The 15,689-nt window shown below is 60.7% G+C and carries 9 protein-coding genes and 2 tRNA genes; 7 read left to right on the forward strand and 4 right to left on the reverse strand.

From position 1 onward, the window contains the following. Positions 1-145: 145 nt before the first annotated feature. On the forward strand, positions 146-1,732 hold the full coding sequence (gene cimA, locus PZH32_RS08170) for a citramalate synthase (RefSeq protein WP_275207458.1): 1,587 nt from the start codon (positions 146-148) through the stop codon (positions 1,730-1,732). A 99-nt stretch (positions 1,733-1,831) separates the two neighbouring features. Here cimA and PZH32_RS08175 read toward each other — a convergent pair whose 3' ends face one another. Beyond that, entirely contained in the window at positions 1,832-3,589 is a 1,758-nt protein-coding gene (locus PZH32_RS08175) for an FAD-dependent oxidoreductase (RefSeq protein ID WP_275207459.1), read from the reverse strand. A 206-nt stretch (positions 3,590-3,795) separates the two neighbouring features. Here PZH32_RS08175 and PZH32_RS08180 point away from each other — a divergent pair, with 206 nt between their 5' ends. Beyond that, positions 3,796-5,313 (forward strand): response regulator transcription factor, encoded by a 1,518-nt coding sequence (locus PZH32_RS08180; RefSeq protein WP_275207461.1) that lies wholly within the window; start codon positions 3,796-3,798, stop codon positions 5,311-5,313. Here the strand turns inward: PZH32_RS08180 and PZH32_RS08185 are convergent. Beyond that, positions 5,310-6,365, reverse strand: a complete 1,056-nt coding sequence (locus PZH32_RS08185; RefSeq protein ID WP_275208216.1) for a DUF3810 domain-containing protein — start codon at positions 6,363-6,365, stop codon at positions 5,310-5,312. The two genes, PZH32_RS08180 and PZH32_RS08185, sit on opposite strands and share 4 nt — an antisense overlap. A gap of 273 nt (positions 6,366-6,638) precedes the next feature. Beyond that, a tRNA-Pro gene (locus PZH32_RS08190) sits at positions 6,639-6,715 on the reverse strand. Positions 6,716-7,137: 422 nt separating this feature from the next. Between PZH32_RS08190 and arcA the strand changes: the two genes are divergently transcribed. The 5 genes from arcA (at position 7,138) to PZH32_RS08215 (ending at position 13,587) form a co-directional block, all read left to right on the forward strand. Continuing rightward, on the forward strand, positions 7,138-8,361 hold the full coding sequence (arcA, locus tag PZH32_RS08195; RefSeq protein WP_275207462.1) for an arginine deiminase: 1,224 nt from the start codon (positions 7,138-7,140) through the stop codon (positions 8,359-8,361). Positions 8,362-8,458: 97 nt separating this feature from the next. After that, entirely contained in the window at positions 8,459-9,454 is a 996-nt protein-coding gene (gene argF / locus PZH32_RS08200; protein WP_275207463.1) for an ornithine carbamoyltransferase, read from the forward strand. Between the two features lie 261 nt (positions 9,455-9,715). After that, positions 9,716-11,317 (forward strand): YfcC family protein, encoded by a 1,602-nt coding sequence (locus tag PZH32_RS08205; RefSeq protein WP_275207465.1) that lies wholly within the window; start codon positions 9,716-9,718, stop codon positions 11,315-11,317. A 205-nt stretch (positions 11,318-11,522) separates the two neighbouring features. Next, the gene (gene argS, locus PZH32_RS08210) at positions 11,523-13,250 is read left to right on the forward strand and encodes an arginine--tRNA ligase (protein ID WP_275207467.1); all 1,728 of its coding nucleotides are present in this window, start codon (positions 11,523-11,525) and stop codon (positions 13,248-13,250) included. A gap of 262 nt (positions 13,251-13,512) precedes the next feature. Continuing rightward, a tRNA-Ile gene (locus tag PZH32_RS08215) sits at positions 13,513-13,587 on the forward strand. A gap of 125 nt (positions 13,588-13,712) precedes the next feature. On the opposite strand, the gene PZH32_RS08220 is transcribed toward PZH32_RS08215, so the two are convergent. Next, positions 13,713-15,005 (reverse strand): DNA/RNA non-specific endonuclease, encoded by a 1,293-nt coding sequence (locus tag PZH32_RS08220; protein WP_275207468.1) that lies wholly within the window; start codon positions 15,003-15,005, stop codon positions 13,713-13,715. Positions 15,006-15,689: the final 684 nt, after the last annotated feature.

The following is a 15,689-nucleotide window of genomic DNA, read 5'->3' on the forward strand; positions in this document are numbered from 1 at the left end:
AAGGAATTATGCCATGAATGCCTGGGCCTGACAGAGATAATCGCCTCGCTTGTGGCGGCAGCGCTCCTCCCGTCAGGGAGTTCGTTCGCCGGGCGCGGGAAACTTCTATAATGACGCCAGGAGAAATCAACGGAAGGAAGTCGCAATGGGCCAGCGCGTTTTCACCTATGACACCACCTTGCGGGATGGCGAGCAGTGCGAGGGCGTGACACTGTCGCTGGAGGACAAGCTGGCCATTGTGGCACGGCTCGACGAATTCGGCATCGACATCATCGAGGGCGGCTTCCCGGGATCGAACCCCAAGGATGTGGCGTTCTTCCAGCAGGTGGCGGCCATGGACCTGCGCCATGCGCGCATTGCGGCTTTCGGCAGCACCTGCAAAAAGGGCGTGGCGCCGGCCGATGATGCCGGTTTGGCCGACCTGCTTGTCTGCGGCGCGCCCGTGGTCACCATTGTGGGAAAAACCTGGGATGCCCAGGTGGAGCGCGCCCTGCGCACTTCGCTTGAGGAGAACCTGCGGATGATTGCCGAATCGGTGGCTTATTTGGCAGCCGCCGGACGCGAGGTGGTGTTCGACGCCGAGCACTTCTTCGACGGCTATCGCGCCAATCGCGACTACGCTCTGGCCTGCGTACGGGCCGCTGTGGAGGCGGGGGCCTCGTCGGTGGACCTGTGCGAAACCAACGGCGGCGCGCTGCCGTTCCAGGTAGAGGAGGTAGTGCGCGAGGTGGTGGCCGCCTTCCCGCAGGCCCGCTTCGGTATCCACTGCCACAACGATTCCGGCTGCGCGGTGGCCAACACCCTGGCTGCGGTGCGTGGAGGCGCCACCCAGGTGCAGGGCACGGTGAACGGCATCGGCGAGCGCGTGGGCAATGCGGACCTCTGCACGGTCATTGCCGACTTGGAGCTGAAGATGGGCGTGGAATGCGTGGGCGCCCACAGCCTGGCACAGCTCACGAGTCTCTCCCAGTATGTGGCCGAGCTGTGCAACTTGTCCGTCTCGCCGCATCACCCTTATACGGGCGCCAGCGCTTTCGCTCACAAGGGCGGCCTGCACGCCAGTGCTATCGCCCGCTTCCCCGAGGCTTACGAGCATGTGAACCCGGCGCTGGTGGGCAATACTAATCGCATGCTGGTCAGTGAGCTGGCCGGCAAGGCCTCGCTTCTGGCCAAGGCCCGCAGCCTGGGGTTCGACTTGGAAGGGGCCGGCGTCGACGTGCAGGCGGTGCTCGACGACATCAAAGAGCGCGAGGCCCACGGTTTCGCCTACGAGGTGGCCGACGGTTCGCTGGGCTTGCTCCTGCTGCGTCATCTGGGCTTGTACCGCCCGTCGTTCACACTGGAAAGCTTCCGCGTGATTGTGGACGATCGGGAAGATACGGGGGCGCTGGCCAAAGATGCGCTGTCCGAGGCCACGGTGAAGATCCATGTGGGGCCGGAGCGTTTCGTGGCCACGGGCGAGAGCGCCGGCCCCGTGGGAGCGCTCGACGCGGCGCTGCGCATGGCCATTGCGGCATCGTATCCGCAGGTGGCGTCTATGGAGCTTATCGACTACAAGGTGCGTTTGCTGGACGAGAGCCAGGGCACCGACGCCATCACGCGTGTTACCATCACCACCACCAATGGCAGCGACACCTGGGGCAGCGTCGGCGTGTCGGAAAACGTTATCGAGGCCTCCTGGAACGCCCTGGTGGATGCTCTGGAGTACGGGCTGTACCTGGTGCAGGAGTAAGCGTTCGCAGGGCGGGCGCTGAAAGGGATCGAAAAAAGACTGGCTCACCAGAGGGAGGGAGGCTGGTGAGCCAATCAAAGGGAGGGTTAGGGCTGGAATTTAGGAGATGCTCGGAAAGCGCTTACCCAGGCGATATCCGGCCGTCACGCAGTTGCATCCCAGGTTATGGCCCCAGATGCGGAAGTTGTAGGTGTCGCCGATTACGTCACCGATAATGGTGCCTACGCCATAAAGACCGGGGATGGGGTCGCTGTTCTCGTCGCAGACCTCCTGTACTCGGTTCACGTTCAGGCCACCAGTCATGCACAGCGTGTAGGGCTCGTTCTTTACGCCGTAGAACGGAGGCGTTTTCACGGGCAGCAGATAGCGTTCTGTCTTGTGGAACTCCTCATCTACGCCCGTCTCGCAGTAACCGTTGTAGCGTTCCACCTGATCGAGAAAAGCTTGCTTCGCTTCGCCCTCGAAGCCCAGTCCGTCAGCGAGTTCTTCAAGAGTGTCGGCCATGACTGCCACGCCCATGGAGGCGTTGAATCCCTCGTACTCTTTAGTGGCCTCGCTGCCCGCATCGCTGGTGAAAATACTCTTCATCTGGTCGTATACCTCTTGCGTATCGCGATCAGGCGCGCCGATGTAGTCGCCCACCCAAGGCGCCGAACCTTCGACCCACTTGTCGTCCCAAATAAGGAAGGTGTAGCCGCCCGGCTGTACCTTCTGGGGCCAGCAGGCGTAACCGTAAAGACTGTCTTCGTCGGCATAGCGAAGCCCCTTGTTGTTGACCAGTAGGCCGGGGAAAGTGGTGCCGGCACCGTCGGCCCACCAGCGGCAGGGAAGTACCTCGTCGCCCATGGTAACGATCATAGGCGCATTGGGTGTGTACTTCTGCCAGGCAGCCCCCGCCCATAGGCCCATCTTGTGGCCTGATCCATCGAAGACGCCGCCGAGCCCGAAGGGCAGGGCGATGGGTGCGTATTTAGCCACCATGTCCTTATCCATGGAGAAGTCGCCCGTAGCCAGCACGACGCCCTTGGAGCCGCGATAGCGAACGTACTTTCCGTCGCGTTTGGCGATGGCGGCCACCACGCGCCCAGAGTCATCCTTCTCAAGTTGCTCGGCTGTGGTCTGATAGTCGATACGGCCGCCGAGCTTGAGGATTTCCTCGGCCATAGCCTCGACGGCTACCTGCTGCGACGCGCCAGCGGCGGGGTTCTCCTCGGTGATGAACGTATGGGAGAACGAGGGAATGCTCATATTGCCCGTAGGATCGGTGCGGGTGTTTTCGATAACGGTTCGGATGCCGTACTCGGCCATCTTGTCCATGAGCCAATCCATGGCCTCGCCACTATAGTTATAGAAGTCCCACCATTTGTCTTGATCCAGGCGCCAGCTAGCAGCAGCGAACTCTTCCTGGAAGTAGGCTTTCGCCTCTTCGAGCGGGAACTCCCGTCCCAGCTGCTTCTGCAGCTTGGAATTGAAGGCAGCATTCGAGCCGCCGCGGGAAACGGGTTTTTCGCTTGAGGCGATAATGCAAACGTCGACGCCTTCTTCGGCGGCGGCCATGCCCGTCACGAGGCCGGAGGTTCCGGCGCCGATGATGACCACTTCGGCGTCGATGGTTTCGGTGATTTCGCTTTCGGGGATGGGCTCAGGGGGAATCTCGAAGCTCCACTTAGCCTCGGTGTAGGTATCGGCATCCAGCACCACTTCTGAGGAGCTGTTGCCAGTTTTCGCCATAGGCGAGCACCCTGCCAGTGTGCCAGCAGCTCCCGTGCCGATGGCGGCCAGGGCACTTGCACCGACGGCGCCTTTGAGGAAGCTTCGGCGATCCATTGATCCGCGGGATTCCGATGAGTGTGTCATGTCCTCCTCCTTCTGATATTGTCGTTCATGACGACTTTTACCTTAGGGCGAGGTGGGAAAAACCGCATGGTACAAAATGCGGCAAATTGGAGATATGTTTCTCTGATCTGGTAATTTAAGGCAAACCGTACAAAATGTACCATGTGTGGCTGGTGGGGTCGTGGTATGAGTCTTGTTTGTGACCTGCGCTCAAGGGAGGGAAAGCGATGGGGTGTGAAACGCGTCGGATTCGTCGTAGCTGGCACAGCGTCTTGAACTTGGAGCAGATTGGCGTAGGGGCCTTCTACTACATTGCTTCGACAGCGGTTATCGGCGTAATGGACTATGCTGGCGTTGGCTGCAGCCCACGTGAGCTCATGACGTTCTTCGGTGTGCTGGGAGTGTCTTTCTTGGCGACGAAGGTGGCGGCTGCGGCGATACCGGTCTTTCGAGATTATTTAGCTGAATGGCAGGGAGTGCCTTCAGTGGCCATTGTTCTGTGCGCCATGCTGTGCGCTTGCCTCTCGATGCTTTCCCCTCTTAAGTTGCTCCTTTACGTATGCGCCTTATTTACCGGGATCGCTTGCGCGGGGATGGTCGTGTCGTGGGAGCGGAGCTTATCTCGCATGCCTGTTCGAAGGGATTTGTTCGAGGTGCCCTCGTCGCTTTTAGTGGCAGTTGCGTGTTACCTCGTTTACCGTGCTCTTTCGTTTCTCTCGTTGACAGCGGCTGACGGGTGGCATGTGACGGTGGGGGTAGTGGGCATGTTGGCGCTTCTCATGGCCTTTTCGCCTGAGTACACCAATGTCGACAAGGGGCGGATGGTTCGACCCTTCACTCTGCTGGGCTGCGTTGCAGCCATTTTAGCCACGGGAGGAGGCCTCTTTGCTTACTTGTGCGGTTATCCGGGGAGTGCCGCGTGTGCTCCGTTCACCCCCTATCTGGTTGTCGAGATTGTGGGTGCGGTGACTCTCTGTCTGTGCTGCATAGCGGGAGGGAGGATACTGAGAGGCAGAAGGTTTATTGCGGGACGATCGGGATTGGTGCTCATCGGCACTGCAATAGCTATTCTTCTTGTTCTTGGGGCGGTCTCGGGTTTCTCGTTGGCGGCGAACGGTGGTAATGGTCTTTTGTGGGAGGCGTCCGTGTGGGTGCTGGTGCTTGCAGCTTTGGCATTGGGAATGAGGACGTCGCTCTACCTTGTTTGTGGTATGCCCGTAGGTGTATTGTTTGCTGCTTGGTGTGTTGGGCAGTCGCTTGCCCTTTGCGCGGCTTTGTCTGCTGGAGCGGAGACGGTCTGGAATAGTGCGGTGCTTGCAGGCTTGCTGGGAATATACCTAGCTTCAACCCTTGTTCTCCTGTATCGGCCGATGGGGTACCAGGTGGCCGCCGAGGGCGGAGCTGCCGCGGTGCCCTTGGAAGAAGCTTGCCCCGACGTTTGCTCGAAAGAGAGCGAGTCGATGGAGACGGACGCGCCTGCGACGGCGGAAGATTCATTGGAACCGGCAAGTTCTGATGAGGTCTTGGAGAAGGCCTATCAGGAGATGAGCGACGAGTATCGCTTAACAGCCCGTGAGGCAGATGTGCTACGGCTGATTGTCGAAGGCCGAAGTGCTCGGTTCATTGCGGAGGAACTGGTCATTTCGTACAACACCGCACGCTCTCATACGCGAAACGTGTATGAGAAGTTGGGCATTCACTCCAAGCAGGATCTTATCACGCTCGTGCGTTCCTGGTCATCCTAGCTCCGTGCCTCGGCCAACAGCAGATCTACCATGCGGCCGTAGCTGCGGGTGCCGTCCTGCTGCTGATTGGCCTTCAAGTAGGCGTTGTTGGCGGCGTTCGAGGCCTGGGCCACGGGGCCTTCGTATTTCTTCAGGAACTCACTGCGGGCGCGACGGTCTTCCTTCACTGCCTCCGACAGCGTGTCGTTGACGGCAACGGCGCGCTCCCGGTCGGCCCGCACCAGCGCCGAGATGGCGTAGTCGTAGGCCAGCGAGTAGCCGCTGTAGCGGGTAAGGGGATCAGAGGCGTTCTTGCAGGCCAGATACCCGATGAAGTTGGCCTCGTCTTCGCGCATGAAGCCACATTGGTGGGCTAGCTCGTGGCCCATGGTGGCGGGGATGGTGAAAAAGGGGCCGTCCACGTTGATGTTCGACTCGACGGTGAAGGGGAAGTACATCCCGGCAATGTCCAGGTAGCTGAGCGCTTCCGAGAACAGCACCGGCTTGGGCGGGGAGTACAGCGGCCGTTCGAGGGCCGGATAGGTCTGGGCCAGCGCCTCCATGTTGGCAACCGCGGCTTGGGCGTAGGCTTCGAAGCCGCCTTGGCTAGCGGCGTAGTCGTCGGGACTGCCGTCGATTTCCGCTCGGGCCTCGTTGGTGTCGGCGGCCAGGCTCTCGCACAGCGCGGTCAGCTCCTCGGTGGTGGACTCGCGCAACTCGAACCCCGCATCTTCCGCAAAGGTGAGGCGGTAGTAGTTGAGGCCGCACATAAGGGCGAAGATGGTGAACCCGATCGACACGACGGCCAGCGCCGTGCCCAGCGCGCGCCATAGCACGAAACGGCGTGCGCCTTTCTCCTTCACGAAGGCACGCACGTACCACACCACAAAGCCCACGCAGAAGAGCAGAAACGCCACCACCACCCACTGGGCCACCGACCACGGCACCAGAGAGGGAAGAAGGCCCCAAGCCGAAGACAACCAGGGGTACAAGCCCCGACTGAACACAGCGTCGGTGACAGCGGGGCTAATCTGCGCTAGCCACGTCAGCACCAAGGCAACAACGCCCGGCACCAACAACCACAATCTTTTGAGCTTCAGTTTTTCCATAGAAGACAGAGTAGAACAGGAGGCCTGTCAAATCCAAATACAATTAATAAACTTTTGTCGCACAAGTGCGCCCAAGGAAGTCAGCGAGGGTTCGACAGGTGCCTGGAATTGCCCCGCCTTTGCCCCAAGCGTACTTCGGTACGCGCCGTGGGCAAAACAAGGGGCAAGGCCAGGTGCCTGTCGAACCCGCAGCATCGGCGTGAACGACGTTGCGTCAGCAACGGCGGAACAAAAAGATGGTCGGGACGACAGGATTCGAACCTGCGACATCCTGCTCCCAAAGCAGGCGCGCTACCAGACTGCGCCACGTCCCGACGTAAACAAAAGCTGCGCGACGGGCCCGAAAGCGACTCGTGCGCGAAACCGGCAGGCAAGTGAAAGCGATGCGTGCCGCAGCCGTTGATTATAGCAGAGGTTTCGACGGTGCGAGCGGCTTTGTTCCCCGGGCATTTCCAACGGAAGATATCATCGTTTACCAGCTTATATAACGAATACTTCTCGGCTCATTAAAAAGAAAACCTTTTTGCTTATATTTAAGTGACGAAACGGTGTCATCTCGATACCGTGCCGTCAAACAAAGCCTTCTTGACGGCTGTCGAACCCCATGATGTGGGATGTTTATTGCAGCCCAAACACAACAGACCACCTCACCGACTCCGGGTTTTCACTTCGAGGCGGCGGACGATCTTGTGTGGCTGGCAAAGTTTCTATCATCCGATTAGGATAGGAGAGCTTTATGCAAGGAGTAAACGTCAAAAGTGAGATCGGCGACCTCAAAAAGGTCATCCTTCACCGCCCCGGCGATGAGCTGCTGAACCTCACCCCGAACACCTTGGAAGAGCTGCTGTTCGACGACATCCCGTTCCTGCCTGTGGCCCAGGAGGAGCATGACACCTTCGCGAAGATTCTTCGCGGCGAGGGCGTCGAGGTCGTGTACCTCGAGGACCTCATGGCTGAGGTTATCGATGCTCATCCCGAGCTGCGCGAGAAGTTCCTGGATCAGTGGATCTTCGAGGCGGGCATCCGCACCGACACCTACAAGGACATCATCAAGGACTACATCAACTCCAACTACGCGGGCACCAAGGACATGGTCATGAAGACCATGGCCGGCATCAACCTGCAGGAGCTGCCGCAGCAGAACACGCATCTGCTGGTGGACATGGTGTCCGACCGCAGCAAGCTGGTCTGCGCCCCCATGCCGAACCTGTACTTCACCCGTGACCCGTTCGCGATGATCGGCAACGGCGTGTCCATCAACCGCATGTACAGCCAGACGCGTAACCGCGAGACCATCTACGGCGACTACATCTTCAAGTATCATCCGGACTTCCAGGGTACGCCGGAGTACTACCACCGCGACATGACCTTCCATATCGAGGGCGGCGACATCCTGAACATCAACGAGCACGTGCTGGCCATCGGCATCTCCCAGCGCACCGAGCCCGACGCCATCGACGCCATCGCTCACAACATCTTCAACGACGAGACCAGCAAGGTTCACACCATCCTGGCCTTCAACATCCCGGTGTCCCGCGCCTTCATGCACCTGGACACGGTGTTCACCCAGATCGACCGCGACAAGTTCACCATCCACCCCGGCATCATGGGCCCGCTGACGGTGTTCGAGATCACCCCGGACGGCAAGGGCGGCACCAAGATCCGCGAGCGCAACGAGGACCTCGAGAGCGTTCTGTCCGAGTACGTCGGCGAGAAGGTCACGCTGATCCCCTGCGGCGGCGGCGACCGCATCGCGGCCGAGCGCGAGCAGTGGAACGACGGCTCCAACACCCTGTGCGTGCGCCCCGGCACCGTCGTGGTGTACCAGCGCAACAACGTCACCAACGACATCCTGTACAAGGCGGGCATCAACGTGCTCGAGATGCCGTCGGCCGAGCTGTCCCGCGGCCGCGGCGGCCCGCGCTGCATGTCCATGCCGGCCTGGCGCGAGGCTATCTAAGCACGCTGCCTGACGCGGCTTGAGCGTTAGCACTTTCGGGCGGCCGGCATCCCGTCGGCCGCCTCACCTGATACGTTTTCACTGAAAGGAAAACATTATGCCTGTGAATCTTTCCGGCAAGTCCTATCTCCGTCTTCTTGACTTCTCGACCGAGCAGATCGAGTACCTGCTGAAGCTCTCCAAGAACTTCAAGGATCTTAAGCGCACTGGTACCCCTCACCGCTACCTCGAGGGCAAGAACATCGTGCTGCTGTTCCAGAAGACGTCCACCCGTACCCGTTGCGCCTTTGAAGTGGGCGCCATGGACCTGGGCATGGGCGTGACCTACCTTGATCCCGGCAGCTCCCAGATGGGCAAGAAGGAGTCCATCGAGGACACCGCCCGCGTGCTCGGCCGCTTCTACGACGGCATCGAGTTCCGCGGCTTCGCTCAGTCCGACGTCGAGGAGCTGGCCGAGAAGGCCGGCGTGCCGGTGTGGAACGGCCTGACCGACATGTGGCATCCCACCCAGATGCTGGCTGACGCCCTGACGGTTCAGGAGAACTTCAACTACGACATCAAGGGCCTGAAGTTCGTCTTCTTCGGCGATCTGCAGAACAACATGGGTCGTTCGCTCATGGTTATGTGCGCCAAGCTGGGCATGAACTTCGTCGGCTGCGGCCCGAAGAGCTGCTGGATGGACCAGGAGCTCATCGAGACTTGCGAGAAGATTGCTGCCGAGAACGGCTGCACCGTGAAGTGCACCGAGGACGTCAAGGAGGCCGCTACCGACGCCGACGTCATCTACACCGACGTATGGGTGTCCATGGGCGAGCCCGACGAGGTGTGGGAGCAGCGCATCAAGGCGCTGGAGCCCTACCGCGTGACCAAGGAGATCATGGCCATGGCGAAGCCGACGGCCATCTTCCTGCACTGCCTGCCGGCCTTCCACGACACCAACACCACCACTGGTGCCGACATCGCTAAGCGCTTCGGCGTCACCGAGATGGAGGTCGAGGACGAGGTCTTCGAGTCCAAGCAGTCCAAGGTCTTCGACGAGGCCGAGAACCGCATGCACACCATCAAGGCTGTCATGTACGCCACCCTGCAGTAACCTGCGGAGAGCTGTTCAAGAGGGGGGCGGCTTTCGGGCCGCCCCTTGTGTTTTGAGCGGGGGAGGGGTGCTCCTTCGCCTACTACCGATTGGTGCTTCTAGTCTTGTTGCCACCCAGCAAGGCGGGCGTCGCGGGACGGCAGACCCGTCACGCCTTTGAGGATTGCCAGCTTGCCTCAGAGACGGCCTGCTCAGCCGTACGAGGGTTCAGAGGCAGGAACCAATCCGAGCATGACAAATCGGAATTAAGGAGGGATTACTATGGCAGCTGCTGAAAAGGGCAAGAAAAAGAAAAGGGCGAGTCTTTCTTCATTCACCATCTTGCTTATCATTCTTGTCGTTCTCGCCATCGTAACCGTTATTATGTCCGCTTGCGGCGTGGAGGGCGTTGAAGGCGCCACCTTGTCGCAGGTGCTCACCGCCCCGGTGTTCGGCTTCCAGGACGCCATCGGCGTGTGTTTGTTCGTGATGATCCTCGGCGGCTTCTTGGGCATCATCACTGAGACCGGCGCTCTTGACGCCGGCATTGCCGCCCTCGTGCGCAAGTTGCACGGCAATGAGCTGGTGCTCATCCCCATCTTGATGTTCATCTTCTCCATCGGCGGCACCACCTACGGCATGTGCGAGGAAACCGTGCCGTTCTACCTGCTGCTGGCCGCCACCATGGTGGCCGCGGGCTTCGACAGCCTCACCGGCGCCGCCGTCGTCCTGCTGGGCGCTGGTTGCGGCGTTATCGGCTCTACGGTGAACCCCTTCGCCGTGGGCGTGGCCGTGGACGCGCTGTCCGGTATCGGCATTCAGGCCAACCAGGCCATCATTATTGTGCTGGGTCTCATTCTCTGGATTGTCACCCTGGCCATTTCCATCGTATTCGTCATGCGCTACGCCAAGAAGGTGAAGGCCGACAAGGGCTCCACGTTCCTGTCCCTGCAGGAGCAGGAAGACATGATGAACGAGTGGGGCATGACCGAGTCCAAGGTCGAGGCTGCCGACAATGACGAGGCTCCCGTCGAGAAGATGACGGGCCGCCAGAAGTGGTCGCTCATCGTCTTCGGCCTGACCTTCGTCGTGATGATCGCCGCCTTCATTCCCTGGGCCGATCTGGGTGTTGACGTGTTCGAGGCCGGCCAGGTGACCGAAGAGGTAACCACCACCGTCGGTGCCGATGACATTGTGGCTGCCTACGACCAGCAGACCGACACCTCCCTGGCCCTGCCCGAGGGTACCGAGGGCGTCGACACCGCCGAGGTCACCGTGCAGCCCGCTTGGTCGAGCTTCCTGACCGGCGTGCCGGTGGGCGGCTGGTACTTCGACGAGGCCTCCACCTGGTTCCTGCTGATGGCCATCGTCATCGGCGTTATCGGCGGCGTGTCCGAGAGCCGCTTCGTCAAGGCCTTCATCAACGGCGCTGCCGACATGATGTCCGTCGTGCTCATCATCGCCCTGGCCCGTTCCATTACGGTGCTTATGGCGAAGACGGGCCTCGATATGTGGATCCTGAACAACGCCGCGGCGGCTCTGACCGGCATGTCGGCCATTGTGTTCGCCCCGTTGTCGTTCCTGCTCTACATCGTCCTGTCCTTCCTCATCCCGTCCTCCTCGGGCATGGCCACGGTGTCCATCCCGATCATGGGCGGTTTGGCCAGCCACCTTGGGTTCTCCGTTGAGACCATGGTCATGATCTACTCCGCCGGCAACGGCCTCGTGAACCTGTTCACGCCTACCAGCGGCGCCATCATGGGCGGTCTGGCCCTGGCCAAGATCGAGTACTCCACCTGGCTCAAGTTCGGCGCGAAGCTGTTCGTGGTCCTGGGCGTGGTCCTGGTAGTCATCTTGACCGCGGCGATGGTCATCCTGTCGTAGCGCTTCGCGCTTCGACGCCATTGCTTTTGCGATAAGAGCGCGCGGCTACCCTCGCTGCGCGACCGCAGACGGAAGTACCTGGGCTCTGCCCAGGTACTTCTGTATTTTCGGGCTTTTTGATGGTAAGATGAGCGCTTATAAGCGCAGGCGGGTACGGCACAGCTCGACTGCCATTGAAAAGCTGGCGAAAGAAAAGGAATAGGATATGGAAATTCGCGAATCCCTGGAAGCGATCATCGACGCCGCCATCGAAGCGGCCCGTGCCGACGGCTCCCTCGAGCTTTCGGAGGCCCCGGAAGCCGCCCTGGAGCGACCCCGCGACGAGGCCAACGGCGACTGGGCCAGTACCGTGGCCATGCGCAGCGCCAAGCTCGCTCACAAGAATCCCCGCGAGATCGCCCAGATCATTGTGGATCACATTCCCGCTAACGACATGATTGCCGCGGTTGAGATTGCCGGCCCCGGCTTCATCAATATCCGCTTGTCCGACACCGTGCTGCAGGGCATCGTGCGCGAGGTGCGTGAAGAGGCCGAGAACTTCGGCAAGGGCACCATTCCCGAGGGCGAGCGCTACGTCAACCTGGAGTACGTGTCCGCCAATCCCACCGGCCCCTTCCATGTGGGTCACGGCCGTTGGGCCTCGCTGGGCGACGCCATGGCCCGCGTCATGCGTCACGGCGGCTACGACGTGTACGAGGAGTACTACATCAACGACCACGGCAACCAGATGGACGTGTTCGGTAACTCCGTGAATGTGCGCTACCAGCAGCTGCTGGGCCGCGACGTTGAAATGCCCGAGGCTTGCTACGGCGGCGCCTACGTGAAGGACATCGCCCAGGAGATCATCGATTCCGACGGCGACAAGTGGCTGAACGTGTCCGACGAGGAGCGCGTAGACGCCTTCCGCGAGATGGCCTACGACATGACTCTGAAGAACCAGCGCGAGGTGCTGGCCAACTTCGGCACCACCTTCGACAAGTGGTTCTCGGAGCGCTCGCTGTACGTGGAGGACGAGAACGGCGAGAGCGCCGTGTCCCGCTCGCTGGACGCCATGCGCGAGAAGGGCTACCTGTACGAGAAGGACGGTGCCCTGTGGTTCCGCTCCACCGATCTGGGCGACGACAAGGACCGCGTGCTCATCAAGGGCGATGGCGAGGCCACCTATTTTATGTCCGACGTGGCCTACCACTACGACAAGATGATGCGCGGCTTCGACCACCTCATCGACCTGTGGGGCGCCGATCACCACGGCTACATCAAGCGCTGCGAGTGCATGCTGGAGGCCTGGGGCTGGCCCGGAGCGCTGGAAGTGCAGCTCGGCCAGCTGGTGAACTTGTTCCGCGACGGCAAGGCCGTGCGTATGTCCAAGCGTACCGGCGAGATGGTCACCTTTGAGGAGCTCATCGACGAGGTGGGCGTGGATGCCACCCGTTACCTCATGCTGTCCCGTTCGGCTGACCAGCCCATCGACTTCGACATCGAGGTAGCGAAGAAGAAGGACGCATCGAACCCGGTGTACTACGTGCAGTACGCTCATGCGCGCATTTGCTCCATCCTGCGCAAGGCGGCCGATCCGGCCGACGCCGCGGCTGCCGAGGCCGGCGACATCACCATGGCTGAGCTGGCCGCGAAGGTGGTGCCCGAGAATTGCGATCTCTCGCCGCTCACGCACGCTTCCGAGCTGGCGCTCATGCGCAAGATGGGCGACTTCGGCAACTTGATCGCCCTGGCGGCCCGCGACCGCGCTCCGTTCCGCCTGACGCACTACGCCCAGGATCTGGCTGCGCTGTTCCACCAGTTCTACACCAACTGCCACGTGCTTACCGAGGACGCCGACGTGCAGACGGCCCGTCTGGCCCTGTGCGACGCCACGCGCATCGTGCTGGCCCTCAGCCTGAACCTGCTGGGCGTAAGCGCGCCGGTGAAGATGTAGTTAGTTCCGTTCGCCCTGACGGGACGAACGGACCTGTCGACGCTGCGGTTCCGACAGGCACCTGGAGCCCTGAGCAGCTCCGCTGCTCAGGGCGCGCCCTCACGGGCGCATAGGCAGTCCTCAACAATCCACTGGATTGTTGACTGTTTTCGCCGCGGCGCGTACCGAAGTACGCTTGGGCGAAAGGCGGGGCAATTGCAGGCACCTGTCGAAACCTCGCTGACTTTGCCTAACCTATGCGATAATATGTAGTGGTTTACTTGGGGCTATAGCTCAATGGTGGAGCAGGGGACTCATAATCCCTTGGTTCTCGGTTCGAGTCCGGGTGGCCCTACCAGCAATGAGAAGGCCCCCGCCAGTGTTGGCGGGGGCCTTTTTGGTGCCTGGGTTGCCTGGGTTGCTACAGGGCGATGCCCCCGAGGGATCGTGATAGAGGAACGTGCGCCTGCCGCGTTCCATGCCCTACGGGTTGCAGCGCTTGCAGGGGTCGTAGCCGCGGTTGAGGATATTCTCGCGCGTGTCTTTCACGTCCTCGCGATTCTTGTCGGCCATCTGCTTGACCGAGGAGCAGCTGGGAACGTGGAACTTCTTGGTATTGGTGTTCAGCACGTAGTCTTGCTTGCTCTTAGAGGCGCCGGCATCGTCTTTGCTGGAGTTCCCCTTGTTGCTGGAGCTTGAGCTGTTTTTGCTGCTTGAGGACGACTTCTTGCTATCGGAGCTTATCTTGCTGCCAGGAGCATCTGCGGCAGCTTTATTGTCGCCCGTGGCGTAGTCGATGACGACGCCGGGCTGCACGTTGTAGCAGAAGACGTTGAAGCTAATGCCATCGCCCTGGTCTTCGAGCGATTCGGCTTGCATCTGCACGCCGCGCGCCACCAGTTCTTTTTTGACAAAGATGGGCGTTACGCGCATGAGCACGTGATTGCCCGTAGCGTCGACGTAGTCGTCTACGGCGTTCTCGAAGGGCAGCATGCCGTCGATGTTCAGGTAACGAGTGCCGGTGATAAGGTTGCAGACATTGGCGTTCTCGCCCGTCAGCTGATATCCCAGCAAGTGGCAGCGGTTGAACAGGTATTTTCCGTCCACGAAGTCGTACTTCGCCAGTTGCCAGCCAGAGGGCTTGACGCTTCCGATGGAGCCTCGCTTCTCCGTGGGCTGTGTCTCGGGTCCCACCACGGCGAAGGCATCGGTGCAGCGTCCTAGCTTGTCCAAGTCCCCGTAGATCTCGGTGCCGTAGGCCGCCTTGCGGTCTGCCGAGGAGAATGTCGGCTCACCGTCGTTTACGTAGATGTAGGGGCTGCCGTCGTAGGCCGGGAGAGCATCCCAGGTGAGCGTGGTGGTGGGGGAGGTGCTGTTGGAGCTGCCGGCGGAGGCTGACGGGGAAGTGCTCTCAGTGCCGGCAGTTTCGGGGTTGCCGTCAGGCGCGCTGTCGGAGTCGGCTGCCGCTGGCCCCTCTGCGCCTTCGGTGTCCGCGGCTTCGCTGTCTGCCGCCTGTTGGTTGGCTTCGCTCTCGTCCACTCCTTGAGAAGTGTCCGCAAGGGGCGTTTGCTCTTCAGTGGAAGTGCCGGAGTTGGTTTCGGCGTCTGCCGACGAGGCGTTGCTGCAGGCGGTAAGTGCCAGGGCAAGAAGCGCGCTGAGCAAAAGGGTCGCAAGGACCGGCTTCTGCTTGGAGCGCTGCGTTCCTTTTGGCCGCCCTTGCGATCTTCGGTTGCTTGATGCTGTGCGCCCATCGCGGCGGATGTTGTGTTCGATCATGATGACCCTTTCGTGCCCAAAAACATGGGCGCCCTGTGTCAGGTTCCCAAAGAGCCGCGGTCTTTGCCCTTGGCTCCGGGCGAGGTGGATGTTAACGGCTAGCGTCAGACCCCCTGGCTACAGCGACCCTCGCGACTGGAGCAAAACCCCTGTTCGCAGGGGATTTTGCGCGCGACGTTGGGCTCCCCGATGATGGCGGCTTTTGGTGCGGGACGTCAGATTCCCCGATCGCAGCGGCCTTTGCTCACGACATCGATTACCCCAACGGCGGCCCTTGGTGCGTAAAGCCAGACCCCCTGGTCGCAGCGGTCCTCGCGCCCTGCTTTGCTCTCGTGTTTGTTTATAGCATAAGAGAGTGGGGGATGGTCAAAATTCATTCCAAGCGGGGCTTTTGCCCGAAAACGGCCGATTAAGGTCGAAAATCGTTCGAGGTTGATGCTTTTGCCGCACGCCATAGGGCGTTCGGATGGAAAACAATCTCCATTTGACCACCTACGGGTCAAAAAGCGGGCGAAGTTCGGGCAAAAACCCCGCCTCGACGGAATCGTGACCTTAAAAGCCTCGATTCGGGCAAAAGCATCAACTTCAAGCTGATTTTGACCCTCCTGGCCGCCCGCATCTGTCAGCTTCCACCCGTGCCCGTCAACTTCTATCCGCTTCGTCAGCTAACGCCTGCATTGTGCT

It is taken from the genome of Adlercreutzia equolifaciens, from assembly GCF_029076695.1.
GTDB lineage: Bacteria > Actinomycetota > Coriobacteriia > Coriobacteriales > Eggerthellaceae > Adlercreutzia > Adlercreutzia equolifaciens_A.